Genomic DNA, 25,875 nt, shown 5'->3' with positions numbered 1-25,875 from the left:
GGAGCGTGTGGTGGGTGTTCTGGCCGGTCAGGGGTGTCGGGTTCGGCGTTTGCGGGTCAGTCATGCGTTTCATTCGGCGTTGATGGAGCCGATGTTGGCGGAGTTCCGTGAGGTGTTGGAGGGGGTTTCGTTCGGGGTTCCTCGGTGTTCGGTGGTGTCGAACGTGTCGGGGCGTGTGGTGGTGGGGGAGGAGTTGTCCTCGCCTGAGTACTGGGTGCGTCATGTGCGTGGGACGGTGCGTTTCGCCGATGGTGTGCGGTCGATGGTGAGGGAGGGTGTGTCGCGGTTCGTGGAGGTGGGGCCGGACGCGGGTTTGGTGTCGGTGGTGGGTGAGTGTGTGGCGGCCGAGGGGGTCGCTGTGGATGACGTGGTGTTGGTGGGTGCGCTGCGTCGGGGGCGTGGTGAGGAGGAGTCCGTGGTGGGGGCGGCCGCGGATTTGTGGGTGCATGGGGTGGATGTGGATTGGGGCGGGTTCTTCGCTTCGGTGGGTGTGGAGCGTGTGCCGGTGGGGTTGCCGACGTATGCGTTTCAGCGTGAGCGGTTCTGGTTGGACTCCGGTGGTGGTGGTCTGCTTTCGGATGTGGTGGAGCTGGCCGAGGGTGGGGTGTCGGTGTGGAGTGGTCGGGTGTCGTTGTCCTCGCATGGGTGGTTGGCCGATCACGCGGTGGGTGGTCAGGTGTTGTTGCCGGGGACGGCGTTTTTGGATTTGGCGTTGCATGCGGCGTTGCGGTCGGGGTTGTCGGGTGTTGCCGAGTTGACGTTGCAGCAGCCGTTGGTGTTGCCGCCTCGGGGTGAGGTCGAGTTGCAGGTGGTGGTGGATCGGGGTGTGGCGGATGGGCCGCGGGTGGCGGTGTATTCGCGGTTGGTGGGTGATGAGGGTGCTGGGTGGAGTGCTCATGCGGTGGGGGTTTTGGGGGTTGTCGGTGGGGTTGGTGGTGGTGGTGTTTCGGTGCCTGAGGGTGCTGAGGTGTTGCCGGTGGATGGGTTGTATGAGCGGTTGTCGGAGGGGGGTTTTGGTTATGGTCCTGCGTTTCGTGGGTTGCGGCGGGCGTGGCGTGGGGTGTCTGAGGGTGAGGTGATCGCTGAGGTGGCGTTGCCGCGTGGGTGGCGGGATCGTGCTGGTGATCATGTGGTGCATCCGGCGTTGTTGGATGCGGTTTTGCATGTGTTGTCGTTTGTGGATTTGCCGGGTTTGCGGTCGGGGTTGTTGCCGTTTTCCTGGTCGGGTGTGCGGGTGTTCGCTTCGGGTGCGGCGAGTGTGTTGGCGCGTGTGGTGTTGGTGGGTGGTGGTGCGGTTTCGGTGGAGTTGGTGGATGGTTCGGGTGGGGTGGTGTTGTCGGTCGATGAGTTGGTGTTGCGGCCGGCTGGTGGGTTGGTGTCGGGTGGTGGGCCGTTGTACGGCTTGTCCTGGACACGAACCGAGACACCGGAGAACACCGTGTCCAGGGTCGCCGTCATCGGACCGGACGAGTCCGGCCTGTCCGACACGCTCTCCGGGTTGGGAGTGCGGACCGAGGCCCACGCCGACCTGGACTCCCTGGACGACTCGCTTCGGGCGGGCGGTGCCGCACCGGACTTGGCCGTGGTCGCCCAGGGCTCCCTGGCCGGTCGGGGTCCCGACGATGTCGTCGGGACCACCACGGAGGGTCTTTCCCTGGTGCGTTCCTGGACGGCGGCTCGTCACCTTTTCGGCACCCGACTGATCGTCCTCACCTCGGGGGCCGTCGACACCGGTGACGGTGAGCTCACCGATGTCGCCGGAGCCGCGCTCCACGGCCTGGTCCGCTCGGCGCAGAGTGAGCACCCGGGGGCCTTCACCCTCGTGGACATCGACGGTTCGGAAGGGTCCCTCGACATGCTCACGTCCGTCGGATCGGGCGAGGAGCCCACCGTGGCCCTGCGTTCGGGCACCCCCCTGCGTCCGGTGCTGGAACGTCTGGAGGGCCCGGACGACCTCGCCGACACGGGTCCCGAACCGAGGGCCGGTGGAACCGTCCTGGTCACGGGCGCCACCGGAGCGTTGGGACGCGCGGTGGTCCGTCACCTGGCCGACGCCTACGGGGTGCGCGACCTCCTCCTGCTCAGCAGGAGGGGGCCTGAGGCGCCCGGAGCCACGGAGTTGCGCGAAGAGCTGGGCGACGCCGGAGTCGACGTGCGGTTGGAGGCCTGCGACGTCGGTGACAGGGAGGACCTCGCCCGGGTGGTCGCGACGGTCGACCCGGACCGTCCGATCAGTGCCGTAGTGCACCTCGCCGGGATGCTGGACGACGGCATCATCACCTCCCTGACCCCCGAACGGCTCGAAAGGGTTCTGCGCCCCAAAGCACTGGGTGCCCTGTACCTGTGGGAACTCACCCGCGACTCGAACCTGGACGCGTTCGTCTGTTTCTCCTCCGCGGCGGGGATCTTCGGGGGTGCGGGCCAGTCCAACTACGCGGCCGCCAACTCCGCGTTGGACGCGTTGGCCGTGCGGATTCGAGCCGAGGGCACACCCGCCTTCTCCCTGGCCTGGGGCCCGTGGGAGGGCGACGGTATGGCCGCGAACACGAACGCGGACGGTGACGAACTGACCTCGCGCACCGGGCTGGTCGCGCTCTCCGTGGAGGAGGGCCTGAAGCTGTTCGACACCGCTCTTCGCTCGCTTCGTCCCCTGACCGTCCCGCTTCGCGTGGATTTTCGTTCGGTGAGGGAGAACCACGAATCCCCGTCGGTTCCCCGGCTGCTGCGGGGCATGGTGCGACCGCCGATGCGGGTGGTCGACAACAGCGTCGACGAAGGAAGGGAAACGGACTTCCCGACCCGGTTGGCGTCCATGGACGAAGAAGCGCGACGATCCGCGCTGCTCTCGCTGGTCCGTTCCCAGGTGGCCGCGGTGCTCGGACACCTGCCGGAGGACGTCTCACCGGAGTACTCCCTGGTGGACGCCGGCTTCGACTCGTTGTCCGCGGTGGACCTGCGCAACCGTCTCCAACAGGTGTTGGGGCTCCGGCTTCCGTCCACACTGGTCTTCGACCACGGCACACCGCTGGAACTGTCCGAAGACCTGTTGGGGCGCGTCACCGCTGAACCCGATGAACGTCGACCCCGTCGAAGTGGCGGTGACGACGGGTCGTCCACCGTCATATCGCTCTACGCCGAGGCGACCAAGGTCGGCAAGTGGGAGAAGGCCTTCGAGTTCCTGCACGCGGCCGCCGCCCTGCGCGACTCGTTCTCCGGTGCCCAGGACGGTCCGGAGACACGGCCCGTACCGCTCGCTCAAGGTCCGGGTGACCGTGCCCCCGTGTACGGATTCTCCTCCTGCCTGGCCCTGGCCGGTATCCAGGGCTACGCCAGGTTCGCCGCGGGGCTTCGTGGATCGCGTGACTTCATGGCGTTCCCCTGCCCCGGTTTCGAGGACGGGGAGTCCCTTCCCGAGGAGATCTCCGCGGTGATCGAACTGCTCGGTGAAGCCGTCCGAAGCGACGCCAAGGGTCGAGCGCCGATCCTCCTGGGCTCGTCCGCGGGGGGCTGGTTCGCGAACTCCGTGGCGGCCTACCTGGAACGGACCGGGTCCCGGGTCGCGGGTGTCGTCCTGGTCGACACCTACACCCCGCAGAACGACATCCTCGCCAAGTTCGGCTTGGCCCTCATGGACGGAATGCACGATCGGGAGGGGGTCTTCGTCTCCCTCTCCGAGGACCGCCTCACGGCCATGGGCTGGTACCTGAAGATGTTCGGGTCGTGGGGAGCGGAACCCACGAAGTGTCCGACGCTGCTCGTCAGGGCCTCGGAACCGCTCACACCGGAGGCGGAGAGGAACCACGGAGAGAACTGGCACTCCTCGTGGGAGCACCCCCACGACGTGGTCGACGTCCGTGGAACCCACTTCTCGATCATGGAGGAGTACTCGGCGGAGACCGCCCTCGCCATCGACGACTGGATCAGCAAGGAGTGCGAATGAGAGCCGATTTGTGGCTACGGGGGTTCCACCCCGCCCCCGAGGCCCCCGTCCGAATGGTGATCTTCCCCCACGCGGGGGGATCCGCCAGTTACTTCTTCACGTTGTCCCGACTGCTCGCCCCCGAAGTGGAGGTGTTCGTCGTGCAGTACCCGGGGCGCCAGGACCGTCGCCGGGAACCGGTGCGTGAGAACGTCGAGATCCTGGCCAAGGAGCTGGTCGAAGAGCTCCACCCGAGGGATTCGAAGCCCACGGTGTTCTTCGGCCACAGTCTCGGGGCCACCGTGGCCTTCGAGGTGGCACGGCGGTTGGAGCAGGCGGGCGTCGGTCCCGCCGCGCTCTGGGCGTCGGCGAGGTGCGCGCCGAGTGATCATCGCACCCACGACATCCATCTGTTGGACGACGAAGGGATCATCGCCGAACTGCGTCGTTTGAGCGGGACCGACACCTCGTTGCTGGATGACAAGGAACTCCTGGACACCTTGATGCCCGCGATCCGGGGGGACTACAAGGCGGCCGAAACCTACGTCTACACTCCCGGCCCCCCGCTGACCTGTCCTGTCGTCGGCTTCGTGGGTGACGACGACAGCCGTGTGAGGGAGGCCGACCTCTTGGGTTGGCGTGATCTAACGGAATCCGGTTTCGAGTTGGTCCACATGCCGGGTGGGCATTTCTATCCGACCGATCACCCGGCGTTGACGGCCGAGGAATTCAGGACCCGCCTTGGGTCTATGGACGGGTTGGGCACCGCGGAGGTGTGAACGGGCGCGGTCTCGGCGATCACGGAGGGGAGGGCCAGCCGGTTCTTCACGTTCAGCTTCCTGTAGACCTGCGTGAGGTGCTGCTCGACGGTGCTGATGGTGATGAACAGGTTCCGGGAGATCTCTCGGTTGCTCTGCCCCTGCGCCGCGAGTTCGGCCACCCTGCGCTCCGACTTGGTCAGACATTCGGCGGGAACGGGCTCGTGGGGGCCCGGGTGGTCGACCGGTGCCGCGTTGGAGCGGACCTTCGCTACGAGGCGGTCGGCTCGTTCCTTGAGCCGCTGGGCCTTCTTGACCTCGCCGAGGGACTCGAAGGTGTGTCCGAGTTCGAGCAGGGCCCGGCCCAGGGCGAGGTCGTCATTGGCCACGCGGAACAGGTCGATCGCCTGGTTGAGCAGCGCCGGACGGTTCTGGACGGGTTCGGTACGGGACCACAGCAACAAGGCCTCGGCCCTGCCCCTGTGGTCCTTCTGACAGAGCAGTTCACGCTGTTCGTCGAGGTAGGCCCTCGCCTCGTCCGGCCGACCCAGGTCGATGAGCGCCTCCGCGGTCGCCGAACGCCAGTCGTGGAACCCGGGGAAGTCCAGGCCCCACTGACGGATCAGTCGTTCGCAGTGCTTGAAGTCGGTCAGGGCGACGGAGGCGCTCCCGGAGGCCAGGTGGTACCTGCCCCGCGCTATGAGGTAACCCAGGCCGTACCTGCTCGAGTACATGGCTTCGGGCGGTTCGTACTGGAGGAGGGACGTGGCCTCGTCGAGTCTGCCGAGGCGGGTGGTGCTCAGGAGAAGGGTGCCCAGGGGCGCTCCGATGGCCACCCCCCAGCTGCGGGAGGGCAGAGTGTTCAGGGCCTCACGGGCGAGGGATTCCGCCGTGACCGGGTCGCCCTGTCGCAGGGCGATCTCACCGCGGTGTGCGGAGAACACCGCGTTCCAGAGGGGGACGTCGCGGTCGGCGGCCTGGGCGAGCAACACCTCGCAGGCGTGGCGGGCGTTCGTGAGACTTCCGGAGTAGACGAGGACGAGAAGAGCCGCCTCGGTGGTCATGAACGTGGAGTCGGCCAGATGCGAGGTCCGCAGGAATTGTTCGGCGGTGTTGACGGCCTCTTCCGGCGAGTCTCCGGTGAACAGGCTGTTCAGCACGGAGTCCGCTCGGGAGAGTCGGCTGGTCGAGACGGCTTCGTACAGCGAGGTGTCGTCGGCCCCCTCGGCCTCCAGCACCTCTTGGAGGGAGGGTTGGAGGTTGACCAGTGGCCGGCACTTGGAGAGGAACTCGAGCCGCCGGCGGTACTCCCCGGTGCGGAGAAGGTGCTGGATCATCTCCAGGACCTCCCGGCCCCTGCCGTGCCAGATCAGCGCCTGCATGAGGTCCACCGAATCGGTGACACGGAGGATGCCCTCGTAGAAGGAGTCGATCAGGCAGTTCAGGTGCTGGGTCGCGGTCAACGGATCGATCCGCCACCTCGCCTGGGTGAGCGCCATGGTGATCCTGGACTTCTCCGCCCTGTCATCGCAGGACTCCAAGGCCAGCTCCAGGTGTGCGATGGCACTGCTGGTCTCGTTCTGTGCCAGGTCCTCGGTCGCGGCGTCCTTGAGCAGTTCCACGGTCCAAGAGCCCGTCGTGGACTGCCCGAGGATCCTGTTGACCACCGAGGGGTGCTCCTTGTTGGATCCGCTCAGGTGCATGGTGTGAACGGCGCGGATCCTGAGGCCGCGGTAACGCTCGGGCGCCACGCCGTCGAGAACCGTGTTCATGGCCGTGGGCAACCGGAAGTGGCAACGATCGTCGAGGATCCCCATTTCCTGGAGGGCGCTCAGCGCCATTTCCGTGCTGCTCTGCCCCTCCGTGAACATGTATCTCAGCAGCAGCGGGGCCGCCGACCTGAGCCTTGCCGACGTGGAGAGGACCGCCGCGGCCTCCGCGACCCGGGCCGTGTGCGGGTCGCACGTGCGCAGACAGGCCAGGACCGACTGCCGGTACTCGCGGCCGGGCAAGAGCACGTCGGTCCCCTCACCGGAGTTCTTGGCGTCTTCCATGAGGCAACGCAGCAACAGCGGGTTGCCTCCGGTCGCTTCGGTGTACTCGGTGGCCAACCGGTCGGTGATGGTCCCGCCGAGATGGTCGACGAGGGTCTGGCGGACGCCGGTCTTGGACAGGGGGCGGGTGCGGATCCGTCGGTACAACGGCGAGCGGATCGTTTCGACGTGGAACAGGGGGTCCACCGGCGGAAAGTGGTGAGACTGGCTGAGCAGCACGACCAGGCCGCCACCGCGCCATTCGCAGATGATCCGTTGGAGCAACTTCAGCGAGGCCGGGTCGGCGTTGTGGATGTCCTCGACCGTCACCAGGAACGGTGAGACGTGCGCCGCTTTGGTGAGGGCCTGCCTGAGCCGCTCACTGAGGGAGGAGGGAAGCTGGGAGCAGTCCGGGTCCTGCTGGGTGACCGACGCGATCGCGTTCCCCACCGAGGTGAGTTCTTCCCTCGTCTCGGGGTCGATCCGGTCATCGGCGAAGGGGTGCAGGAGAAGTTGCTGTATCACCCCGAACGGTGATGCCGCGTTGATCGTCGAGTTGGTCGCCCAGAGGTGGGGTATGTGAGCGCAGGTTGCCAAGTCGGAGGCGAAGCGAACGAGTTCTGTTTTCCCCGTTCCGGTTCCACCTTCGATTATGAAAAACGAAGATCTTCCCGCCTTGGCTTCGGTCAAGGCGAATTCCAAGGATTCTTTCGCTTGTTCGCGTTCGGCAAGATTCGCTGGCTTCACGGGTTTTCCTTAGGGGTATGTTGAGTGGAATTTCCTTGTGTGATGGGCTTCCGGGTCAGTGATGGCTCAGGGTAATTTTGGCACCGGGTATCAGTTTCTATTGAGGTCCCTTGGCTGGGTAGGGCCCTCGTGTGCGGGGGACTGCTATCTTGGGATCGTAAATGTTGCTTCCGCCAATATCCAGTGGTGGCGGCGGTGAAGTTCGAGAACCAACCTTAAATTCACTTAAGGTTTGAGTTCGAGTTCGGGGTGTAGCTGAGTAATTTCGAAGAGTGGTCGTTTATGGTTCAACAATTAACGAGATGATTGAGTGGGTATTTACTCGATGAAAGTTGAGAATTCTTCGAGATCGCTCGTATGTGGTGGGGGGTCGACGACGTGCCCGACCGGGCCCTGCGGCACGCATGCACCGGGGGCGCCGGACCGGGCGTCGACCCGGACCGGCGCCCCCGGTGGGCGCTCCCTCAGCCGTCGGAACGGAGGATGATCTCCAGCACCGTGTCCTCGTCCACCGCGCCCTCGGTGTACAGGAGCGGGGAATAGGAACCGTCGAGCAGGTCGTCGACCTGGTCACGATAGTGGGGGCTGCGCGTGTCCCCGGACTGCCCCGGGGCGTTCACCATGACCGATGAGTCCCACTCTCCGACGTCGAGCACCATCCGGAACGAGGCCCCCGACAACTGGGAGTGATCGGCCGCGTCGAAGGTGGAGCTGTCGACGGTGTGTTCGGCCCCCGCCCGCTCGAACGGACCGATCGGTGGGTTCCAAGGGTGGGCGAAGCTCGTGTTGTGCAACGAGCCCCACCTCCATTGGTCGGGGTCCGTTCCCAAGGAGGAGCTCACATCGGCGAAGGCCTCGCCCAGGGAGTCCGTCAGGATCCGGCCCAGCTCGTCCTCCGCCCCTTCGCCGAGCCACCGCTCGGGTTCCTGGAGCGCCCGGTAGAGCGCGCCCGAATTCATGGTCGAGGTGAGGGTTTCTCCCAGCACGGGGGAGACCTCGCGGTAGAAGGTCGGCCCCAGGTGTCGACTCACCCAGGTCTGGTACAGGGCCGCGCCCGCCGAACCGCTGGAAGCGACGTGGTCCCATTCCCGGAGGATCCTGAGGGCCGCCCCGACGTCCCCCTCGGCCTCCAGGCCGTCGAGCAGGGGCAGGACGTCCCGCGCGGAGGTGTCCAGGTGGTCGTTCTGCAGGGCCATCGAGTCGGTGAGGGTCGTGGAGGTCCGACCCTCCAACTCCTCCACGATGCGTTCCTGCCGGTAGCCCGGGTCCCACTCGTACCCGATGCCCAGATCCAGGGGAACGTTGCGTTCGTTCGCCGTGGACAGGAAACCCTCCTCGGGGTTGAGACTCGACGGCAGGTCATCGGGGTCGAGGAAACCGTCCCATTCGTAACCGCCGTCTCCGGGGACGGGGAGGAGCCCGTCGTGGCCGTCGCGTCGGGGGATCAGACCCGCGGTCGCCCAGCCGATGTCGCCGTCGGTGTCGGCGTACGTGTAGTTCACCGGCGGACCGGCCCACGAGGACAGGGAGTCCTCGAAGTCGTCGAAGTCCTCCGTGTCGAGCAACCGCATGCCGTGGAAGTAGGCCGCAGTCCCCGGTTCCGACCACGTGCTGCGCAGGGCCAGTGCCGTTCCGCTCTCCTCGTCGAGGTGGAGGACCGGCCCGTGCCGGGTGAACCGCAGGTCCACCCGTTCGGAATCTCCCTCGCCGGTGGGGATCTCCTCGGTGACCGTGGTCATGGTCTCCCAACCGTCGCCGTAACGGTAGCGGGAGGAATCCTGCGGATCGAGGTCGTAGACGTAGAGGTCCTGCTGGTCGGCGTTGAGAAAGGTGAGACCGAACGCCGCGGTCCCGTTGTGGCCCATGGAGATGCCGGGCAGGAACGGTTCGCCCGCGCCGATCACGTCGAACTCCGGTCCGGACAGATGAACGACGTACCGAAGGGACGGAGCCTGGATGGACCGGTGCGGGTCGCCGGCGAGGATGGGGCGGCCGGTGGACGTACGCTCCGGGGCGATGGTCCAGCTGTTGCTTCCCTCGGCTTCGAGCATGCGTCGCAGTGTTTCGTCCTGGACGTCGAAGGCCGGTGCCCCCTCCTCTCCGAGGGAGACCGGGCTCACCGCGAGGATGAACGGTGTCAGGACGTCGGGGGAGACCGAGCACGGGTCCAGCCCGTCGGGAATCGTGACCTCGTGCTCGGGTTCCGAGCCGGTCACGACCCCTCCGAAGTCGAGGTCCTGGGCGCATGCGAACAGTGACCGGGTGACCTCACCGGTGAAATTGCCACCGAGGCTGTTGCTTCGGATGCGGACGATGTCCTCGGGTTCCCACAGGGCCGGCGAGTAACCGAGCTCCTGGAACTCGGGGGGCGCCTTTTCGGGGTGCTCCTCGATCAGTCCCACGTAGGCGTTGACGCCTTCCGTGAATCGTTCGGCGGCCTCGCGCGCACCGGGGCCGTAACTCTCCCATTCCGCGTCCATATCTCCGCGGAACATGAAGGTCCTGGCGGCTTTGTCGTGTTCCAGGTATTCCGCTCCGAAGGCCTCGGAAAGCTCCCCCAGTCCCTGCCTCCGCTGGAGGTCGAGCTGGAAGAGCCGGTCCCGGGCGGCGTTCACGCCCTGGGCGAAGAAGAGGTCGGCGGTGCTGTCCGCGTAGATGTGCGGGACCCCCGCCGAGTCGACCGCGATGCGCACATCGTCCGTGAGACCGGGAAGCTCGTACGTTCGCTGCTCCGTGGGCTGCGCCGACGCGTCCGCGGCGATGAGCGCGAAAGTCAAGGTGGCGGAAGCGAGCAGCGCCCAGGCGGGTTTCTCGATATTGCTCATGTACGGCCTTTCGGAAGCTCACGGTGCGGGGGACGCGATGCGATCGGAGAGCCGGCCGATCTTCGGCGAGAGCGTCTCGGTGAACCCGGAGCGGGGCGCGAGGGGGGATCTCGGCCGCGGTACCGAGTCCGGGGGTCAGCCGAGCCCGAACCCTTGCCGGAAGGAAGTATTTCCCATCTGGTGCAATAAGGGGTACCCCTGTCTGCCCCCAGTCTTTTTGTTGATACCAATAGGGGTGGTGCGGCTCTCGATCTCCGGTCCTTCTCGTTGTGAATGGCCGAGCGGTGGTTACGGATGTGCCTGAAGGTGAAAGGGTTTCATTATGGGATCGGGAATCACGCGTTCGTCGTCGCACTCATCCCAGGTCGCGCGCCCATGGGGCCACGGTCCCTCCACAGCGGAGAACGACGTCGCTCGATCGGGCCCGGAGGACTCGGTCGCCGGCGGGCGTCGGCGCCGGCGACGGGAATCCCGGAACACGAGGTCCCGGGATTCCCGTTCTTGTGCCGCGGCACTCGTCTCCTACCGGGCCGCTCCCGACCGAGGGCGGGGTCTAGCCCTTCGCACTCCGGTGGGCGGCCGCTTCCTCCACGAGAATCGGGGCGCCCTCCGTCGCGGCGTGGATACCGATCACGCTCACGATCTCCAGGACCTCCATGATCTCTTCGGCCGTCGCCCCGTGACCGATGGCGTTGCGCATGTGCAGTTTCAGGCCGGGCTGGTACAGGTGGGTGGCCGAGGCGTCGAACGCGCAGTAGACCAGTTCCTTGACCTTGGGTTCGAGGACGCCGTTGGTCCAGGGCACGGACGAGAAGCGAAGGTAGCTCTCGAACAACTCCGGGTCGAGTTCCAGGATGCCGTCCCAGAAGTCGTGCCAGTAGCCCCGCTTCGCGGTGAAGTCCTCCTTCAACCGGGTGCGTCTGTCATCGAGGGGCGCGGGGCCGTCCCGCAGCCCGGCCTCCTCCAACACCTCAAGGAGGATCGGCACCCCGATGTTGGCCGCGTGGATGCCCAGGGTGCTGGTCAGCTCCAGGACCTCCATGATCTCGGCCTCGGTCGCTCCGACCTCCAACGCGGTACGCACGTGTTGGCGGATACCGGGGGTGTACAGGTGTGTCGCGGACGCGTCGGCCGCGATGAACACGAACTCCCGGACCTTCGGTTCCAGGTGTCCCTTGCGCGACGCGACGGTGGACAGGTCCAGGTAGGCCGCGAGGAACTCGGGATCGAGTCGTAGCACGCTCTCCCACGCCTGGCTCCACGTTCCGCGCACGCGGACGAACTCGTCCTTCACCTCTTGTCGTCGCCGGCTGAGCGTCACTTCTCGTCCTGTTCCCGGCCGGGGTGAGCCGTGTCGGTGGATCCGTTCGTGTCGTCCTCGCGCTGTTCCAGCCAGCGCACGATCTCGGTGTGGTCCGCGTCGGCGGGCAGCTCCTCGGCCGCGCGCGCCCACAACCGGACCGCCTCCTCGCCCAGCTCCGACCGGTGCCCGGTCGAGGCGGCCAGGCCGGTGGCGATCCGCATGTCCTTGAGCATCAGGCGCAGGCCGAAACCCGAGTCGAAACCGCGCCCCACCACGAAGTCCGGCCACTTGCGCTCGGTCGAGCCGCTTCTCCCACTGGAGGTGTTGATGGCCTCCAGCATGACCTCGGTGTCCAGACCGAACTCGGCCCCCGCCAGGAGAGCTTCGGACGTGACCAGCAGGTGCGTCGCGGACAGCAGGTTGTTGATGGCCTTGAGCGCGTGTCCGGCACCGGCCGGCCCCACGTGCCGTACCTGACGACCGAGAACCTCCAGTAGGGGGCGCACCCGCGCCACCGACCCGTCGTCGCCGCCGACCATGATGGTCAAGGTCCCCGCCCGGGCACCGCGCACACCGCCCGAGACCGGGGCGTCCACCATCGCCGCGTCGCGTCCGGCGACCTCCGGGCCCAGCACACGCGTGCGCCCGGGCTCGGAGGACCCCATGTCCAGCAGGACGGTCCCGGGCGCGAGGGCGTCCAGGACGCCCGCCTCACGGAGTACGGACTCGACCACGGTGGAGTCGGGCAGCATCAGGATGATGACGTCCGCGCCGGTCGCGGCCTCGGCCGCGGTCGCCGCGTTCCCTACCCCCGGGATGTCGGTCGGCCCTGAGGCGTCGAAGCCGCGTACCCGGTACCCCGCTTCGGACAGGAGCCGGGCCATGGGGGCGCCCATGCGACCCAGGCCGACGAAGGCGACCTCCCTGACCGGCCCGGTCGTGTCCGAGCCCGAAGTCTCACGCGTCACCGCGCACCTCCCGAAGGACCTTTTCGGCCACGCGGAAGGACTCCAGGGCCGCGGGAACTCCGACGTACACCGCGGTCTGGAGCAGGGTCTCCTGGATCTCCTCCTCCGTGCAGCCGTTGGTGAGGGCGCCCCGCACGTGTACCGACAGCTCGTGCATGCGGTTGAGCGCGGTCAACATCCCCAGGTTGAGCAGGCTGCGCGTCCTGCGGTCGAGCCCCGGACGGTCCCAGACCCCGCCCCAGCAGTACTCGGTGACGAACTCCTGAACCGGTCGGGAGAACTCGGTGACACCGGCCAGGGACCTCTCCACGTGCTCGGCGCCCAGGACCTCCTTCCGGTTCCGCAGGCCCGCCTCGAAGCGCTCGTTGGTGTTCTCGCTGCTCATCTCGTCCCCGTTCCAGAACTGTCCGTCTCGATCTCGCCGTCGGTCCGCCGGGACGTCAACTCGACGCCCGGTACTCGGCGTCGGTGACAGGCACCGACCAGTGCGTGGTCCCCAGCGAGATCGCCAGGTGCAACATGTACGAGTCCGGCGAACCGCCGTGCCAGTGGGTCTCTCCCGCCGGCACCCAGACGCTGTCTCCGGCCCTGATGGCCTCCGGCTCTCCGCCCTCGGAGCAGATCAGGCCGCTCCCGGCGGTGACGTGCAGCAGCTGACCGTGCTCGTGGTGGTGCCAGTGCGTCCTGGCGCACGGGGTGAAGAAGACGTTGTTCACCGTGACGCCGTCGGAGGCCGGCAGGACCGGATCGGCCCACACGGTCCCCGTGAACGTCTCCGTGCGCTGTTCTGAGGCGGCTCCGGGAGCGCGGCCTCGGATGATTCTCACGATGTGTACTCCCTGGGTAGGTCGGTAGAGGTCCGCCGTGTTCTCATACGGCCGACTCCTCGCTCTCCTCGTGCAGGCGCACACCGCCCGCGACGTCGCCGATGGCGTCGACCACGCGGTTGCTGATCCGGTCTCCGTAACCGGTGCCGAGAGCCAGGCCGAAGGACGACATGGGGCCGGAGGCGTTGAGGCTGGGAACCCCGAGTTCCCTGATGTGGTCGACGTAGAGGACGATGTCCTTCATCATCAGTCGGCTGGTCAGACCCCCCTCCAGGTAGTCGCCCTCGATGATTCGGGGGAAGCGGTTGAGGCTGGCGAAGTTCACCCCGCTGCTCGTGTTGATCACGTCGAGCAGGTCGGACAGGTCCAGGCCCGCCTTGCGTCCGGCGACCATGACCTCGGCGGTGGCGGCGAGACTGACCGCGTTCAGGAAGTTGTTCAGGAGCTTGGTGGTGTGTCCCGCCCCGCTGGGGCCCATCGGGTGCACCTTGGCGGCGAAGGTTTCGAAGAGCCAGGCCAGTTCGGCGATCCGTGTTCGCGAGCCCCCGGCCATGATGGTCAGCGCACCCTTGTCGGCCGCGGCGGCGCCCCCGGACACCCCGGCGTCCAGGTACTCGACTCCTTCGGCGGCCAGGAGACCGTGCAGCCGACGGGTGGACTCGGGCGCGGCGGTGCTCAGGTCGACGACGGTCTGCCCCTCGCGGCCGTGCTCCTTCACGCCGTCCGGGCCGAGGACGACCGTTTCCACGGCCGTGCTGTCAGGCAGTGACAGCAGGACCACGTCGGAGCCTCGCACCACCTCGGCGACCGAGGACGTCGGCTCGGTGCCCGCCGCCTCCGCCGCACCCGGACGCGGGTCGTGCCCCAGGACGCGGTGCCCGGCCTGCGTGATGCGCCTGGCGATGCGGCCGCCCATGTTCCCGAGACCGACGAAGCCGATCCGTTGTGCCGTCATGTCCTCTGCCTCCCTGTTGCTGTGCTGTGCTCGCCCGGCGTCGGGTCCGCGTGTCCTCGATGGGTCATGAGGGGTTCTCGGGGGTCCAGGCCCCGGCCCCGCCGGAGGGACGGACCGTGTTGACCGCCGACGCACCGCCGTCCGCGGCGATGATCTCCCCCGTCACGTATCCGGAGTCCTCGCCCATGAGGAAGGCGATGGTCCCGGCGATCTCGTCGACGGTCCCCATCCGGCGCATCGGGGTGGTCGTGGCGCGCTGCGCCATGTCCGAACCGGTGCCCGACGAGGAACCGGCGGAGTCGAACAGTCCGGTGGGGACCAGGCCGGGGGCGACGCCGTTGACCCGTACGCCCCGAGGGGCGCCGTACATCGCGGCCCCGTGGACCAGCCCCACCACACCGTGCTTCGTGGCCTGGTAGGGAAGCAGGTCCGCGCTGCCGCGCAGACTCGCGATGGAGGCGGTGAGAACGATCGCCCCACCGGTGCCCTGTTCTGCGTAGCGGCGGAACGCGGCCCGCAGCCCGAGGAACGGCCCACGCAGGTTCACCGCGGACACCCGGTCGAAGTCCTCGACGGTGATGTCGGGCAGGGCCTCGAAGGTGCCGAAGATCCCGGCGTTGAGGTGGTGCAGGTCAATGTGGCCGAAGGCGTCCACGGCGGCGCGGACGTAGGTGTCGACGTCCGCTTCCTCGGCCACGTCGGCGGTGACCGCGACCGCCTCACCGGGGAGGGATTCCGCCACGGCCGCGGCCGCTTCCCCGTCGATGTCGACGACCACGACTCGGGCCCCGTCCGCGGACAGGCGCCGTGCGCTCGCGGCTCCGATCCCGTTCCCGCCTCCGGTGACCACGGCGACCTTGCCGCGCAGTGCTGTGCGTTCCATGTCGTGGATCCTGGTTCCTCTCGATGGCCGGGCGGCCGTGTCTTCGAGCGTTCGGGATGGTGGACCCGCGCGCTTGCGGTAGATCGTATGACAAAAAATTCGGACAAATCAACGCTTTGCGTCGGTCTTTCGAAGGTTCTCTTGTCTGTTCTCTCAGCTCTTATGGGTCTCCAGGGTTCCTGATCGAGGGGATCAACCGAGTATCGGTCGTCATACAAAACAGGAGTCCTGTGATGTCCACGTGCCGGTAGGGGGCCGGTTCTCGGCTAGAACGTGAACCCGAACACCCAGCCCGCGAGCGTGTACATGGCGACGGTCATCAGAACCAGTCCCAGCAGGTTGAGCAGGGCGCCCCCGCGAATGAGCTGGCCCATGGTCACGTATCCGGTGCCGAACGCCATGGCGTTCGGCGGAGTGGCGACAGGCAGCATGAAGGCCATCTGGGTGGTGAGCACCGCGGGGAGCACGAGCAGCAGCACGGGCAGGTCCAGCCCGATCGCGATGCCGCCGAAGAGGGGAATGAACGTCGCCGCGGCCGCTGTGTTGCTGGTCAGCTCGGTCAGTAGGGAGATGGTCACACCGATCGCGAGGATGACGGCCAGGGCGGGCAACATCGAAAGGACCGTGGCCTGATCGCCGATCCAGTCCGCGAGACCGCTCTCGGTGATCTGCGCGGACAGACTGAGCCCGCCGCCGACCAGGAGCAGCATGCCCCAGGGGATCTCCTTCGTGGAGCCCCAGTCCAGGACCTTGACCCCCTTCCCCGGCTTCACCGGGACCAGGAAGAGGAGCAGGGCCACCGTCATGGCGATGCCCGCGTCGGTGACGTGGGCCAGCCAGGGCAGCGCGTTTCCGATCAGGGCCGAGTCGGCCAGCAGGGGGACCGCCACCCAGGAGAAGGCGGCGAAGACGAAGATCGCGATGACCGCCCACTCACCGGCGGCGAGCGGCCCCATGGAACGCAGGTCCTCCCGGATGGCCTCCTTGCTGCCCTCGACCTTTCTGACCCTGATGGGGAAGACCACGCGGGTGAGGATGATCCAGGCCAGGAAGAGGAAGACCGCGGCGATGGGGAAACCGAAGGTGAACCAGTCGAGGAAGGTGATGTGGATGTCGTGGCTGTCGGCCAGGTAGCCGATCAGCAGCGCGTTGGGCGGCGTGGAGACGATGCTGGCCATCCCGCCGATGGTGGCCGCGTAGGCGATGCCGAGCATCAGCGCGCAGCCGAAGTTCGACTCGATCTTGCCGCCGCTCATCTGCCTGACCATCATCAGCACCGACAAACCGATCGGCAGCATCATGACGGTCGAGGCGGCGTTGGATACCCAGAGGCTGATGAAGGCGGTGACCAGCATGAAGCCCGCGACGAGCTTCACGGGGTTGGTGCCCACGCCCAGGATGACGAGCAGGGCCAGTCGTCGGTGCAGGGTCCAGCGCTGCATGGCCTGCCCCAGCATGTAGCCGCCCAGGAGGAGGAAGACCACCTCCGCCGCGTAGGGACTGGCCGCGCTCGAAGTGTCCGTGACACCGAGCACCGGGAACAGCACGATGGGCAGTAGCGAGGTGGCGGCGATCGGAATCGCCTCGGTCATCCACCACACCGCCATCACCACGGCCACCGTCGTGGTGGCGCGCGCGGCCTCGGGCATGTCCGCCGGAAGGGCGTAGAAGGTCGCGATGGCGGCGACGACTCCCAGCACGAGGCCGAGGAACTTGCGCCGGACCGTACTGCGTTTCTCGACGGGCGCCTCGGGACTCTCCGAATCCTGGACGGGCTTCGCCTGGTCCGTTGTCTCTTGCATGGGGTGCTTCCTCCAGGATCCTGGCCCGGCGGTTCCGTTCCAGGGGTGGGTCGATGTTCGGGGTCGTGTGCTCCGGTCGTGGCCGGAGCATCGGGCCACGTATGGGTCACAGGAGGCGGTGGGCCGTTCCGCCGGGGTATTCGGGGGCCGGAGGGTGGCGGGAGGTGACCCGGGGTTCATGGCCCGGCACGATGCGGGCGTCCAGTTCGGCGGAGAGGTCGCGCAGGGTTCCGTAGGCCCGGTACATGTCGTCCAGGTCGGTGAAGACGGCGAACGCCCGGTCCTTCTCCAGCTCCTCGTCGAGGTGCACCGCGTCGGAGGCGAGGATCACCGAGCCGTTCTCGGCCTCCACCACCACGACCAGTTGGCCGGGGGTGTGCCCGCCCACCGTCAGCGCCGTGACGCCGGGCATGATCTCGGTCCGGTCCGGCAGCAGCCGCACGCGTCCGGATCGGTGCGCGTCCTCGACCGCGGAGATCTCGCCCGGTTCGATCGCGCCGCAGGTGGCGGTGCCCGTCCTGAGCGCGAAGGTCCAGTACTCGTACTCACGCTCGCTGACGAGGACCTCGGCCCGGGGGAAGGCCCCCAGGTTCCCGATGTGGTCGTAGTGGAAGTGCGTGACGAGTACTTGTGGGACGGACTCCGGGGTCAGGCCCACGGCGTGGGCGGCCTCGACCGGGTGGATCAGGCAGGTCCGGTTCCTGCTCCGGGCCGCCTCCGGGGTGAACCCCGTGTCCACGAGGAGTGTGCGCCCCTCGCCGCGGACGACCCAGAAGTAGTAGTCCATGGTGACCTCGTCGTCGGGCTCTCCATAGGCCGTGAAGTCGTGGAACAGCTCGCTCTTGAGGGTCGTGAACTCCCCGTACCTGACCGCCAGGACCTCCAGGCGGGGTGGGGCACCTCTCGTGTTCAGCACACACCGCTCCCTTCACCGTGCACAACGTGTGCCGTGCGTCACTCGGACGGTAAGACGGTATTTCAGAATTGTCATACAAACAAGCCCCCGTGGGATCATCCTGTCTCGGCTCGCGTTCGGCCCCGGCAGAGGCCGCCCTGGGCGGGGGCCGCCGTGGCGCTTCGGAGTCCGAAGGGGGCGACGACACCCTGGAGAGATAGGGAAAGGCCATCTCACGGCGGTTGTGCGTGTGATCTGGATGGGCTTCGCCGGCGGCATGGCGGTGGTCTCGCTCCGGTGCCGCGTCGCTGGGGCGATGGGTCGGATGGGGCTCTTGGGGTAATTGAGAAGATCGGATTTTGTATGATGATCCAGCGGGAGCGATGACGGAGGATCGTCCTGTTCACGGGGAGGTGGGAGGTCTCCCGGCGTCGGTTCGCCCGTTCGTCGATCCCCTCGCCAGGGCGGGTACCGACGAGCCGCGTCGGGCATGGAGAGGAGGCCGAGTGGGCCGTGTCCCGTGCGCGACGGATCGCGTTGTTTGTATGACGAATGTGTCCTACGGTGGGACCGTGGCGGCAGCGAGAGAGAACAACACGGAGATGGTCGAACCCGGAGTGGTCGCCGAACCGACCCCGACCGCGCGTCAGGGGAGGTCGGGGACGCCGTTGCGCGCACAGGTGGTCGGCCTCATCCGCGACTCCATCCTGAACTTCCACTACAAACCGGGTCAGCGCCTCATCGAGCGCGAGTTGATCGAACGGTTCGAGGTCTCCAGGACCACGATCCGGGAGGCCCTGCGCGAACTGACCTCGGAGGGGTTGCTCCAGAGCATTCCCCAGCGCGGTGTCGTCGTCGTGGTGCCCACCCCCCAGGACGCCCTGGAGATGTACGAACTGCGCGCGGCGCTGGAGAGCCTGGCCGCCCGCAAGTTCGTGGAGAGGGCCTCCGACACCCAGGTGGCGAAGCTGCGCGCGGCGCTGGACCGGCTGGACGTGCTCATCTCCGAAGGAGGCAGCACGCTGGACGTGCTCCGGGCGAAGGACGTGTTCTACGAGACGCTCCTGAGCGGGTGCGGCAACCGTGCGGTGCACGAAACGCTCAAGGGCCTCCAGGCCAGGATCAGTCTCCTGAGGGCGACGTCGCTCGGCCGTCCCGGCCGGCTCACCGCCGCCCGGGACGAGCTGCACGCCGTCATGAGCGCGATCGAGGCACGTAACGCCGAAGCGGCGGCTCGCGCGTGCGGCTACCACGTCGAACAGGCCAAACGCGCCGGCTTGGAAGGTCTGGGCACCCCGGTGCCGAGCGTGCCCGGACTACGTCGGGGACAGTAGAGCGGGTTCGGCGGGTGTCGACCGCGGACGCGCCCCGGCCACCAAGTGGGCGGGGCGTATGCCGATGGCCACGCCACCGGCGCCGATGCGGCGCAGCGGTCGATGGAGGACCGGACCCCTGTGGGTCTTGTCGGGGGTGCGGGGATTGCGACCATCCGTTGCAAGGTGGAGGTTCCGTCGAGGCCTGACGCGCGCCGTGCGTGAGGAGGAGGCCGGCCCCGGAGCGGATGAGGAACGACGCGCCGGTGAGCAGCGCGCGAAAACCTCGTGTCATGGACGCCGACCGGAGCCGCGCGGAGGCATAGTGGGGCCCGCGGAGGCCGCACGGCACCGCGCACATCCCCCGTGGTCGAGAGGCCCAGACTTCGGGAGGTCCTGTGCTCGTGAACCGGATTCGTGACTTCGTGCGACGCCACCCGGCGCTACGGGAGACGGTGCGGAGCGTCCGCGGCGGACTCCCGCGGGGTTTCGGCGGGATCGAGTCGTTCGGGGAAGAACGCCGTTTCGAGCTGGCGCTCCCCATCCGTGAGGGCGACACCGACGCGGAGCCGGAGACGCTCTCCTTCACCGTGCCGGGCGGACTCTGGGTCCCGCGTGAACTCCAACGGGAGGGACTGGCCGGGTTCGAACCCGAGACCCTGGCCTGTTTCCTCGCCGCCCTGGATCACGCCGGCCCGGGCGCGGTCCTCGACATCGGCGCGAACGTGGGCGTGTACGGCCTGCTCGCGGCCGCGCGCGGCACGCGCCCGGTGCACGCCTTCGAACCCACTCCGCGGGTCGCGGCCACCGCGCGGGAACTGGCCACGGCCAACGGACTTCCGATCGCGGTGGTGGAGTGTGCGCTGGGAGACCGGCTCGGGCGGGCCTCCTTCACCCTCTCCTCCACCTCGGACGCCTCGAACTCACTGGCGACGGGGTTTCGTCCCGCGGCCGAACGGATCGAGGTGCGGGTGGACACGCTGTCCCGCTGGTGTGAGCGCACCGGCACCGTCCCGGCCGTGGTCAAGATCGACACCGAGACCACCGAACCGGAGGTCATCGCGGGCGGTATCGAGGCGCTGCGCGCGTTCCGCCCCTGGGTCCTCTGCGAGGTTCTGCCGGGGCGCGGTGTCGAGAAACGTCTCATGAGGCTGCTTCGACCGCTCGACTACGGCTGGTACCAACTGGGGGACGAGGTGCCCTCACCGGCCCGCGCTGTGATCGACGGCCGGATCGCCGAGGCCGACCAGCGCATGTGGCTCTTCGCCCCCCAAACACCGTCCGACGCTTTCTGGGCGGACACCCGTGCCTGGCGCCGTGCCCTGCAGACCTGCGTGCCGCCGTCCGTGCTCAGGGCATGAGAAAACCCCTGCGAACAGGGGCCTTTCGAGGAGCGCTCGATCATCGGGGACGCTGTGGGCGTAGGTCCTGCGCCATGTCGGTCCGGCCGTTTCTCCCGGGTGGTTTCACACGCGTCGAGCGAGTCGTGGTCGAGCGCTTCCACCGGATCCGATCGTTCGCACCCACGCTCCGGAAGCGGGGATCGATCGTGCCGGACAAGCTCACCGATCTATTCGTGAGGAATATTCGATTCCCCTCGGCCCCCTGAACGTCGGTGACCTGTCCGGCCGCATGAAAGGCTCCCGGTTCTTCGTCGGTGCGGTGCCTTTTCAGGTATGTTCTCGATGATTTTCTGGTTGGCCCGAAAAGGGGAATGGTGTGCGTTCTCTGGATAAAGGGGATGTCGAAGATGGTGGCTTTTATTTATTTTTGGGCTTTTCGGTCACTGTGGTTCGGTGGGGTCTGTCATGGTTCGTGGTGGTGTTTCGTGCCAGGTGAACAGCGTGTTCGGTCTCGTTGAGGGTGTGGCGTGAGGTGTCACGGGTACGACTTTCCGAATGTCATGATTCCAGTGTCTTATGGAATATTTCCATTTTCGCTGCGGCCCTGTGATGCCTTTGGTGTTGTTGGTCCCGGTCGTTGCGCGGTTCGGCGAATCGAACCTTTCGTCGCCCCGGGCACGCCTGTGATGATTCCGTTTGGAAATGGTGGTGTTCTGTGACTGAAACGGTCGAGTCGAGTCCCTTGTCCCTGGAGGGCCGGCAGTCGAGTCTGGGGACGTCGGCGGCACGAAACCTGGCGACGACCACGAAGTCCGCCCCGCAGATGCAGGGTGTGACCTCGCGCTGGCTGCTGCGGATGCTCCCGTGGGTGCAGGCGCGGGGTGGTGTGTACCGGGTGAACCGTCGGCTGACCTACACGGTCGGTGATGGGCACGTGACCTGTGTGAACACCGGTGCCGAGGTGAGTGTGGTGCCGGCGGAGCTGCGGGAGTTGCCCGCGCTGCGCGGGTTCGGTGACGACGCGGTGTTGGAGGCGTTGGCCGGCCGCTTCGAACAGCGCGAGTTCGCGCCCGGCGACCTGATCGTCGAGGCCGGGCGGCCCATGGACGGGGTGTACGTCCTGGCGCACGGCAAGGTGAACCGGATCGGTCGGGGCAAGTACGGCGACGACATCGTGCTGGATGTGGTGGGTGACGGCGGGTTCTTCGGCGACGACGTACTCGCCGACACCTCGGAGCCCTGGGCCTTCACGATCATGGCCAACACTCCGTGCATCGTCATGAGACTGCCTCGGGAGGCGGTCGAACGGGCGATCACCGCGTCCGAACCGCTGCGCGCACACGTTCGGGACCGCTCCCTGGCCCCGGGACCCCACAACAAGTGGGGCGAGTCGGAGATCGACCTCGCCTCCGGGCACACCGGTGAGAGGGCACTGCCGGGCACGTTCGTGGACTATGAGCGTGAACCCCGTGAGTACGAGCTGAGCGTGGCGCAGACGGTGCTGCGGGTGCACAGCCGGGTGGCCGACCTCTACAACGAACCGATGGATCAGATGGAGCAGCAGCTCCGGCTCACCATCGAGGCGTTGCGCGAGCGGCAGGAGCACGAGCTGATCAACAACCGCGACTTCGGCCTGCTGCACAACGCCGCACTGCGACAACGCATCCACACCCGAGGGGGACCGCCCACCCCCGACGACCTCGACGAACTGATCTCCCGCCGCCGGAAGACCAGGTACCTCCTGGCCCACCCGCGCGCCATCGCGGCGTTCGGCCGCGAGTGCAACCGTCGCGGCCTGCACCCGGACTCCACCGAGGTCGAGGGGCACCCGGTGATGGCCTGGCGGAACGTGCCCCTCCTGCCCTGCGACAAGATCCCCGTCTCCGCGCACCGGACCACGTCCATCCTGGCCATGCGTACCGGCAAGGACGCCCAGGGCGTCGTCGGCCTGCGCCGGACCGGTCTGCCCGACGAGTACGAACCCGGCCTCAACGTCCGGTACATGGGGATCGACGACCGGGCGGTCGTCTCCTACCTCGTCAGCACCTACCACTCCGCCGCCGTCCTGGTGCCGGACGCGCTGGGGGTCCTGGAGAACGTCGACATCACGCGATGAGGAGTACACCCATGACCACCATCGAGGACACCACGGAAGGTCACCGACCACATGAGGTCCTGGCCCGCAGTCGTGAGCTGATCGACCCCGCCCTGCGCGCCGCCGTCGACGGTCTGCCCTCCGCGATCCGCCGCATCGTCGGCTACCACTTCGGTTGGTGCGATGAGAACGGCGTGCCGAGCGACGACGACTCGGGGAAGGCGATCCGGCCCACGCTGTCACTGTTGGCCGCGGAGGCGGTGGGCGGGTCTTCCGGCTCGGGGGTGTCCGCGGCGGTGGCCGTGGAGTTGGTCCACAACTTCTCCCTCCTGCACGACGACATCATGGACGGCGACACCACACGCCGGCACCGCCCCGCGGCCTGGACCGTGTTCGGGGCCAATCCCACGATCCTGGCCGGGGACGCCCTCCAGACCTTGGCCTTGGACGTTCTCGCCGCCGGCGGTCACCCGGCGGCCCAGGACGGGGTGCGGATGCTCAGCGCCGCCGTCCTGGACCTGATCAACGGCCAGGTCGCGGACCTGGACTTCGAGACCCGCGACGACGTCGGCCTCGCCGAATGCGTCCGGATGGCCGAACTCAAGACCGGGGCGCTGCTCGGCTGCGCCTGCGCGTTGGGCGCCCTCTTCGGTGGCGCACCCGACAAGGCGGAGCCGTTGCGCCGCCTCGGCCTGGCCTTCGGGACGGCCTTCCAACACGTCGACGACCTCCTCGGTATCTGGGGGAGTCCGGAGACCACCGGCAAGTCGATCCACTCGGATCTGCGTAGCCGTAAGAAGTCCCTGCCCGTGGTGGCGGCCCTGACGTCGGACACCTCCGCGGGGCGGGAGCTGGCCGGGCTCTACTTCCGGGAGCGGGAGCTCTCCGACGTCGAACTCGCTCGGGCCGCGGAGTTGGTGGAGGCCGCCGGGGGGCGTGAGTGGAGCCGCCGCCAGGCCGACGACCTGATGGAGCGTGCGATGGGTGAGCTCCGGGACGCGGACCTGGTCCGACGTCCCGCCGAGGAGCTCGGGGCCCTCGCCCGTTTCGCCACGCGCCGCGATCACTGACACGGCTCCCATCGACAGGAAGAGCAGGATGTCCACTACGAAATCGCCCCGTACGACCAATGCGCACACCGTCGAACGGTTGGAGCCGGACACGGTTATGGTCGCCGACGAACTGCGGTGCCAAGGACTGCCGAGTGTCCCCTGCCCCGCCGCCGTCCTGCTCGACGGTGAGATCCGGCGACGGGGCGCGCGCACCGTGCGCGGCCCGCTCCGGACCGGGCCGTGGCGGGCCGGCCCGGAGCGGGCGGCCCTCGGCTCGGCGGCGTTCCTTCGGGCCACCGACGGAACGACGGGCCCGGGTGTGGTGGGTCTGGGAGCGGCCGCGGCGCGTGGCGACCGGGGCCCGGCCTCGGCCCGAGCGGCCCTGCACGCGTGGCTGGAGGTCGCCCGCCCCCGCGAGGTCCTGCTCGCCGCGCCGCGTTCGTTCTGCGCGGGCGTGGACCGCGCCGTCGAGATCGTGGAGCGGGCGCTGGAACAGCGGGGCGGCCCGATCCACGTCCGTAAACAGATCGTGCACAACAGCCACGTGGTCGCCGAACTGGAGGGAAGGGGGGCGGTGTTCGTGGAGGAACTCGACGCCGTACCCGACGGTGCCACGGTCGTGTTCTCCGCGCACGGGGTCTCCCCGGCGGTCCGCACCGAGGCGGAGCGTCGAGGACTGGACGTGATCGACGCGACCTGCCCGCTGGTGGGCAAGGTGCACCACGAGGCCCGTCGCTTCGCCGATCGCGGCGACACCATCGTGCTGGTGGGGCACGCCGGGCACGAGGAGGTCGAAGGGACCATGGGCGAGGCCCCGGACCGGACCATGCTGGTCGAGACCCCCGAGGACGTCGCCCGTCTGGAAGTGGCCGACCCCGACAAGGTCTCCTACCTCACCCAGACCACTCTGGCCGCGGACGAGACCGCCGAGGTGATCGACGCCCTGCGCACCCGATTCCCCATGTTGCGCGGCCCCGGCTCCGACGACATCTGTTACGCCACCACCAACCGACAGGAGGCGTTGAGGGCGATCGCCCTGGACGCCGACCTCGTCCTCGTCGTGGGTTCGACCAACTCCTCCAATTCCCTACGACTGGTGGAGCTGTCCGAGCGGGTCGGAACCCCGGCCCACCTCATCGACGACGCCGCGGACATTCGCCCCCACTGGCTCACCGGAGTGACCACGATCGGTCTCACCGCCGGCGCCTCGGCGCCCCACCACCTGGTGGAGGCGGTCGTCGGCGCTCTGGGCGGGCTGGGCCCCATCGGCGTCTCCGAACACGAGACCACCCGCGAGACGGTGCACTTCACCCTGCCTCTCTCCGTCCGCACACCCTGAGCCCGACCACAGGACCACCGACCAGAACAGGCGTTCCCATGCAAGCGTTCGACCTGCCCGACTTCTACCTGCCGCACCCCGCCCGGCTCAACCCCCACCTGGAGCGCACCCGCGAACACAGTGCGGGGTGGGCCCGGGGCATGGGCATGCTCGACTCCGCCGCGCCCGGTGGCGGCCTGGTCTGGGACGAGGCCACCCTGGCCGGGATGGACTACGCGCTGATGTGCGCCTACACCCACCCGGACTGTGACGGTCCCATGTTGGACCTGATCACCGACTGGTACGTGTGGGTGTTCTTCTTCGACGACTACTTCCTCGAACTGTTCAAGTACTCCCGCGACTTCACGGGGGCACAGACCTTCCTCGACGACCTCGAAACCTTCATGACCGAGGACGGGGGTGGTCCGCGCGCACCCCGGAACCCGGCCGAGGCCGGTCTGGCCGACCTGTGGCGGCGCACTGTGCCGTCGATGTCGGACGACTGGCGGCGGCGCTTCGTCACCAGCACGCACAACCTCATGGTCGAGTCCATGTGGGAGCTGGACAACATCGACCGGGACCGGGTCGCCAACCCCATCGAGTACATCCAGATGAGGCGCAGGGTCGGCGGGGCGCCGTGGTCGGCCAACCTCGTGGAGGTCGCCGTGGGCGCCGAACTCCCGGAGGCGGTCGCCGAGTCCCGCCCCCTGCGGGTGCTCTCCGACACCTTCTCCGACGCGGTGCACCTGCGCAACGACCTTTTCTCCTACCAGCGCGAGGTTCAGGAGGAGGGAGAGAACTCCAACGCGGTGCTCGTGTTCGAACGGTTCTTCGGCCAC

General features: G+C 67.8%; 17 protein-coding genes and 2 pseudogenes. 9 read left to right on the top strand and 10 right to left on the bottom strand.

Translation table 11 applies throughout. The annotated features are described in order from the left end of the window. Positions 1-7 precede the first annotated feature (7 nt). The 3 genes and pseudogenes from K8V84_RS25940 to K8V84_RS24660 all read left to right on the top strand — a co-directional run. Positions 8-1,309: pseudogene (locus K8V84_RS25940) on the top strand (polyketide synthase dehydratase domain-containing protein); the annotation flags it as partial. Between the two features lie 129 nt (positions 1,310-1,438). After that, positions 1,439-3,940 (top strand): type I polyketide synthase, encoded by a 2,502-nt coding sequence (locus K8V84_RS24665; protein WP_304079089.1) that lies wholly within the window; start codon positions 1,439-1,441, stop codon positions 3,938-3,940. Beyond that, a complete protein-coding gene (locus K8V84_RS24660; RefSeq protein WP_304079088.1) occupies positions 3,937-4,698 on the top strand; it encodes a thioesterase II family protein in 762 nt (253 codons plus the stop codon). The genes K8V84_RS24665 and K8V84_RS24660 overlap by 4 nt, the downstream gene beginning before the upstream one ends. On the opposite strand, the gene K8V84_RS24655 is transcribed toward K8V84_RS24660, so the two are convergent. The 10 genes from K8V84_RS24655 to K8V84_RS24610 form a co-directional block, all read right to left on the bottom strand. After that, positions 4,623-7,457: a LuxR family transcriptional regulator gene (locus K8V84_RS24655; protein ID WP_304079086.1), complete on the bottom strand. Its 2,835-nt coding sequence runs from the start codon at positions 7,455-7,457 to the stop codon at positions 4,623-4,625. The two genes, K8V84_RS24660 and K8V84_RS24655, sit on opposite strands and share 76 nt — an antisense overlap. Positions 7,458-7,921: 464 nt before the next feature. Beyond that, complete coding sequence (locus K8V84_RS24650) at positions 7,922-10,282, bottom strand: penicillin acylase family protein (protein WP_304079084.1); 2,361 nt, start codon at positions 10,280-10,282, stop codon at positions 7,922-7,924. A gap of 553 nt (positions 10,283-10,835) precedes the next feature. Beyond that, positions 10,836-11,603, bottom strand: a complete 768-nt coding sequence (locus K8V84_RS24645; RefSeq protein WP_304079082.1) for a carboxymuconolactone decarboxylase family protein — start codon at positions 11,601-11,603, stop codon at positions 10,836-10,838. Then, entirely contained in the window at positions 11,600-12,553 is a 954-nt protein-coding gene (locus K8V84_RS24640; protein WP_304079080.1) for an NAD(P)-dependent oxidoreductase, read from the bottom strand. Before K8V84_RS24640 ends, K8V84_RS24645 begins: the two co-directional genes overlap by 4 nt. Beyond that, positions 12,543-12,938 carry a carboxymuconolactone decarboxylase family protein gene (locus tag K8V84_RS24635; protein WP_304079077.1) on the bottom strand — a complete coding sequence of 132 codons (396 nt, stop codon included), beginning with the start codon at positions 12,936-12,938 and terminating at the stop codon, positions 12,543-12,545. The genes K8V84_RS24640 and K8V84_RS24635 overlap by 11 nt, the downstream gene beginning before the upstream one ends. Before the next feature lie 55 nt (positions 12,939-12,993). Further along, positions 12,994-13,380: a cupin domain-containing protein gene (locus K8V84_RS24630; RefSeq protein ID WP_304079076.1), complete on the bottom strand. Its 387-nt coding sequence runs from the start codon at positions 13,378-13,380 to the stop codon at positions 12,994-12,996. Between the two features lie 43 nt (positions 13,381-13,423). Then, positions 13,424-14,470, bottom strand: a complete 1,047-nt coding sequence (locus K8V84_RS24625; RefSeq protein WP_304079074.1) for an NAD(P)-dependent oxidoreductase — start codon at positions 14,468-14,470, stop codon at positions 13,424-13,426. After that, positions 14,400-15,218 carry an SDR family NAD(P)-dependent oxidoreductase gene (locus tag K8V84_RS24620; protein ID WP_304079073.1) on the bottom strand — a complete coding sequence of 273 codons (819 nt, stop codon included), beginning with the start codon at positions 15,216-15,218 and terminating at the stop codon, positions 14,400-14,402. Before K8V84_RS24620 ends, K8V84_RS24625 begins: the two co-directional genes overlap by 71 nt. Before the next feature lie 266 nt (positions 15,219-15,484). Beyond that, the gene (locus K8V84_RS24615) at positions 15,485-17,020 is read right to left on the bottom strand and encodes a DASS family sodium-coupled anion symporter (protein WP_304079071.1); all 1,536 of its coding nucleotides are present in this window, start codon (positions 17,018-17,020) and stop codon (positions 15,485-15,487) included. Positions 17,021-17,126: 106 nt separating this feature from the next. Then, entirely contained in the window at positions 17,127-17,936 is an 810-nt protein-coding gene (locus K8V84_RS24610) for an N-acyl homoserine lactonase family protein (RefSeq protein ID WP_304079069.1), read from the bottom strand. Positions 17,937-18,487: 551 nt separating this feature from the next. Between K8V84_RS24610 and K8V84_RS24605 the strand changes: the two genes are divergently transcribed. The 6 genes and pseudogenes from K8V84_RS24605 to K8V84_RS24580 all read left to right on the top strand — a co-directional run. Continuing rightward, a complete protein-coding gene (locus K8V84_RS24605) occupies positions 18,488-19,249 on the top strand; it encodes a GntR family transcriptional regulator (protein WP_304079067.1) in 762 nt (253 codons plus the stop codon). 383 nt (positions 19,250-19,632) lie between these two features. Further along, on the top strand, positions 19,633-20,589 hold the full coding sequence (locus K8V84_RS24600) for an FkbM family methyltransferase (protein WP_304079065.1): 957 nt from the start codon (positions 19,633-19,635) through the stop codon (positions 20,587-20,589). A gap of 697 nt (positions 20,590-21,286) precedes the next feature. Then, the gene (locus K8V84_RS24595; RefSeq protein WP_304079063.1) at positions 21,287-22,687 is read left to right on the top strand and encodes a family 2B encapsulin nanocompartment shell protein; all 1,401 of its coding nucleotides are present in this window, start codon (positions 21,287-21,289) and stop codon (positions 22,685-22,687) included. Between the two features lie 11 nt (positions 22,688-22,698). Beyond that, positions 22,699-23,736 carry a family 2 encapsulin nanocompartment cargo protein polyprenyl transferase gene (locus tag K8V84_RS24590; RefSeq protein ID WP_304079062.1) on the top strand — a complete coding sequence of 346 codons (1,038 nt, stop codon included), beginning with the start codon at positions 22,699-22,701 and terminating at the stop codon, positions 23,734-23,736. Between the two features lie 28 nt (positions 23,737-23,764). Then, the gene (locus tag K8V84_RS24585) at positions 23,765-25,057 is read left to right on the top strand and encodes a 4-hydroxy-3-methylbut-2-enyl diphosphate reductase (RefSeq protein WP_304079061.1); all 1,293 of its coding nucleotides are present in this window, start codon (positions 23,765-23,767) and stop codon (positions 25,055-25,057) included. 38 nt (positions 25,058-25,095) lie between these two features. Beyond that, positions 25,096-25,875 (top strand): annotated as a pseudogene (locus K8V84_RS24580) (germacradienol/geosmin synthase); the annotation flags it as partial.

Source organism: Nocardiopsis listeri (assembly GCF_020741345.1).
In the GTDB taxonomy this organism is placed as follows: Bacteria; Actinomycetota; Actinomycetes; order Streptosporangiales; family Streptosporangiaceae; genus Nocardiopsis; species Nocardiopsis listeri_A.
This window is presented reverse-complemented; position numbering and strand designations above follow the sequence as displayed.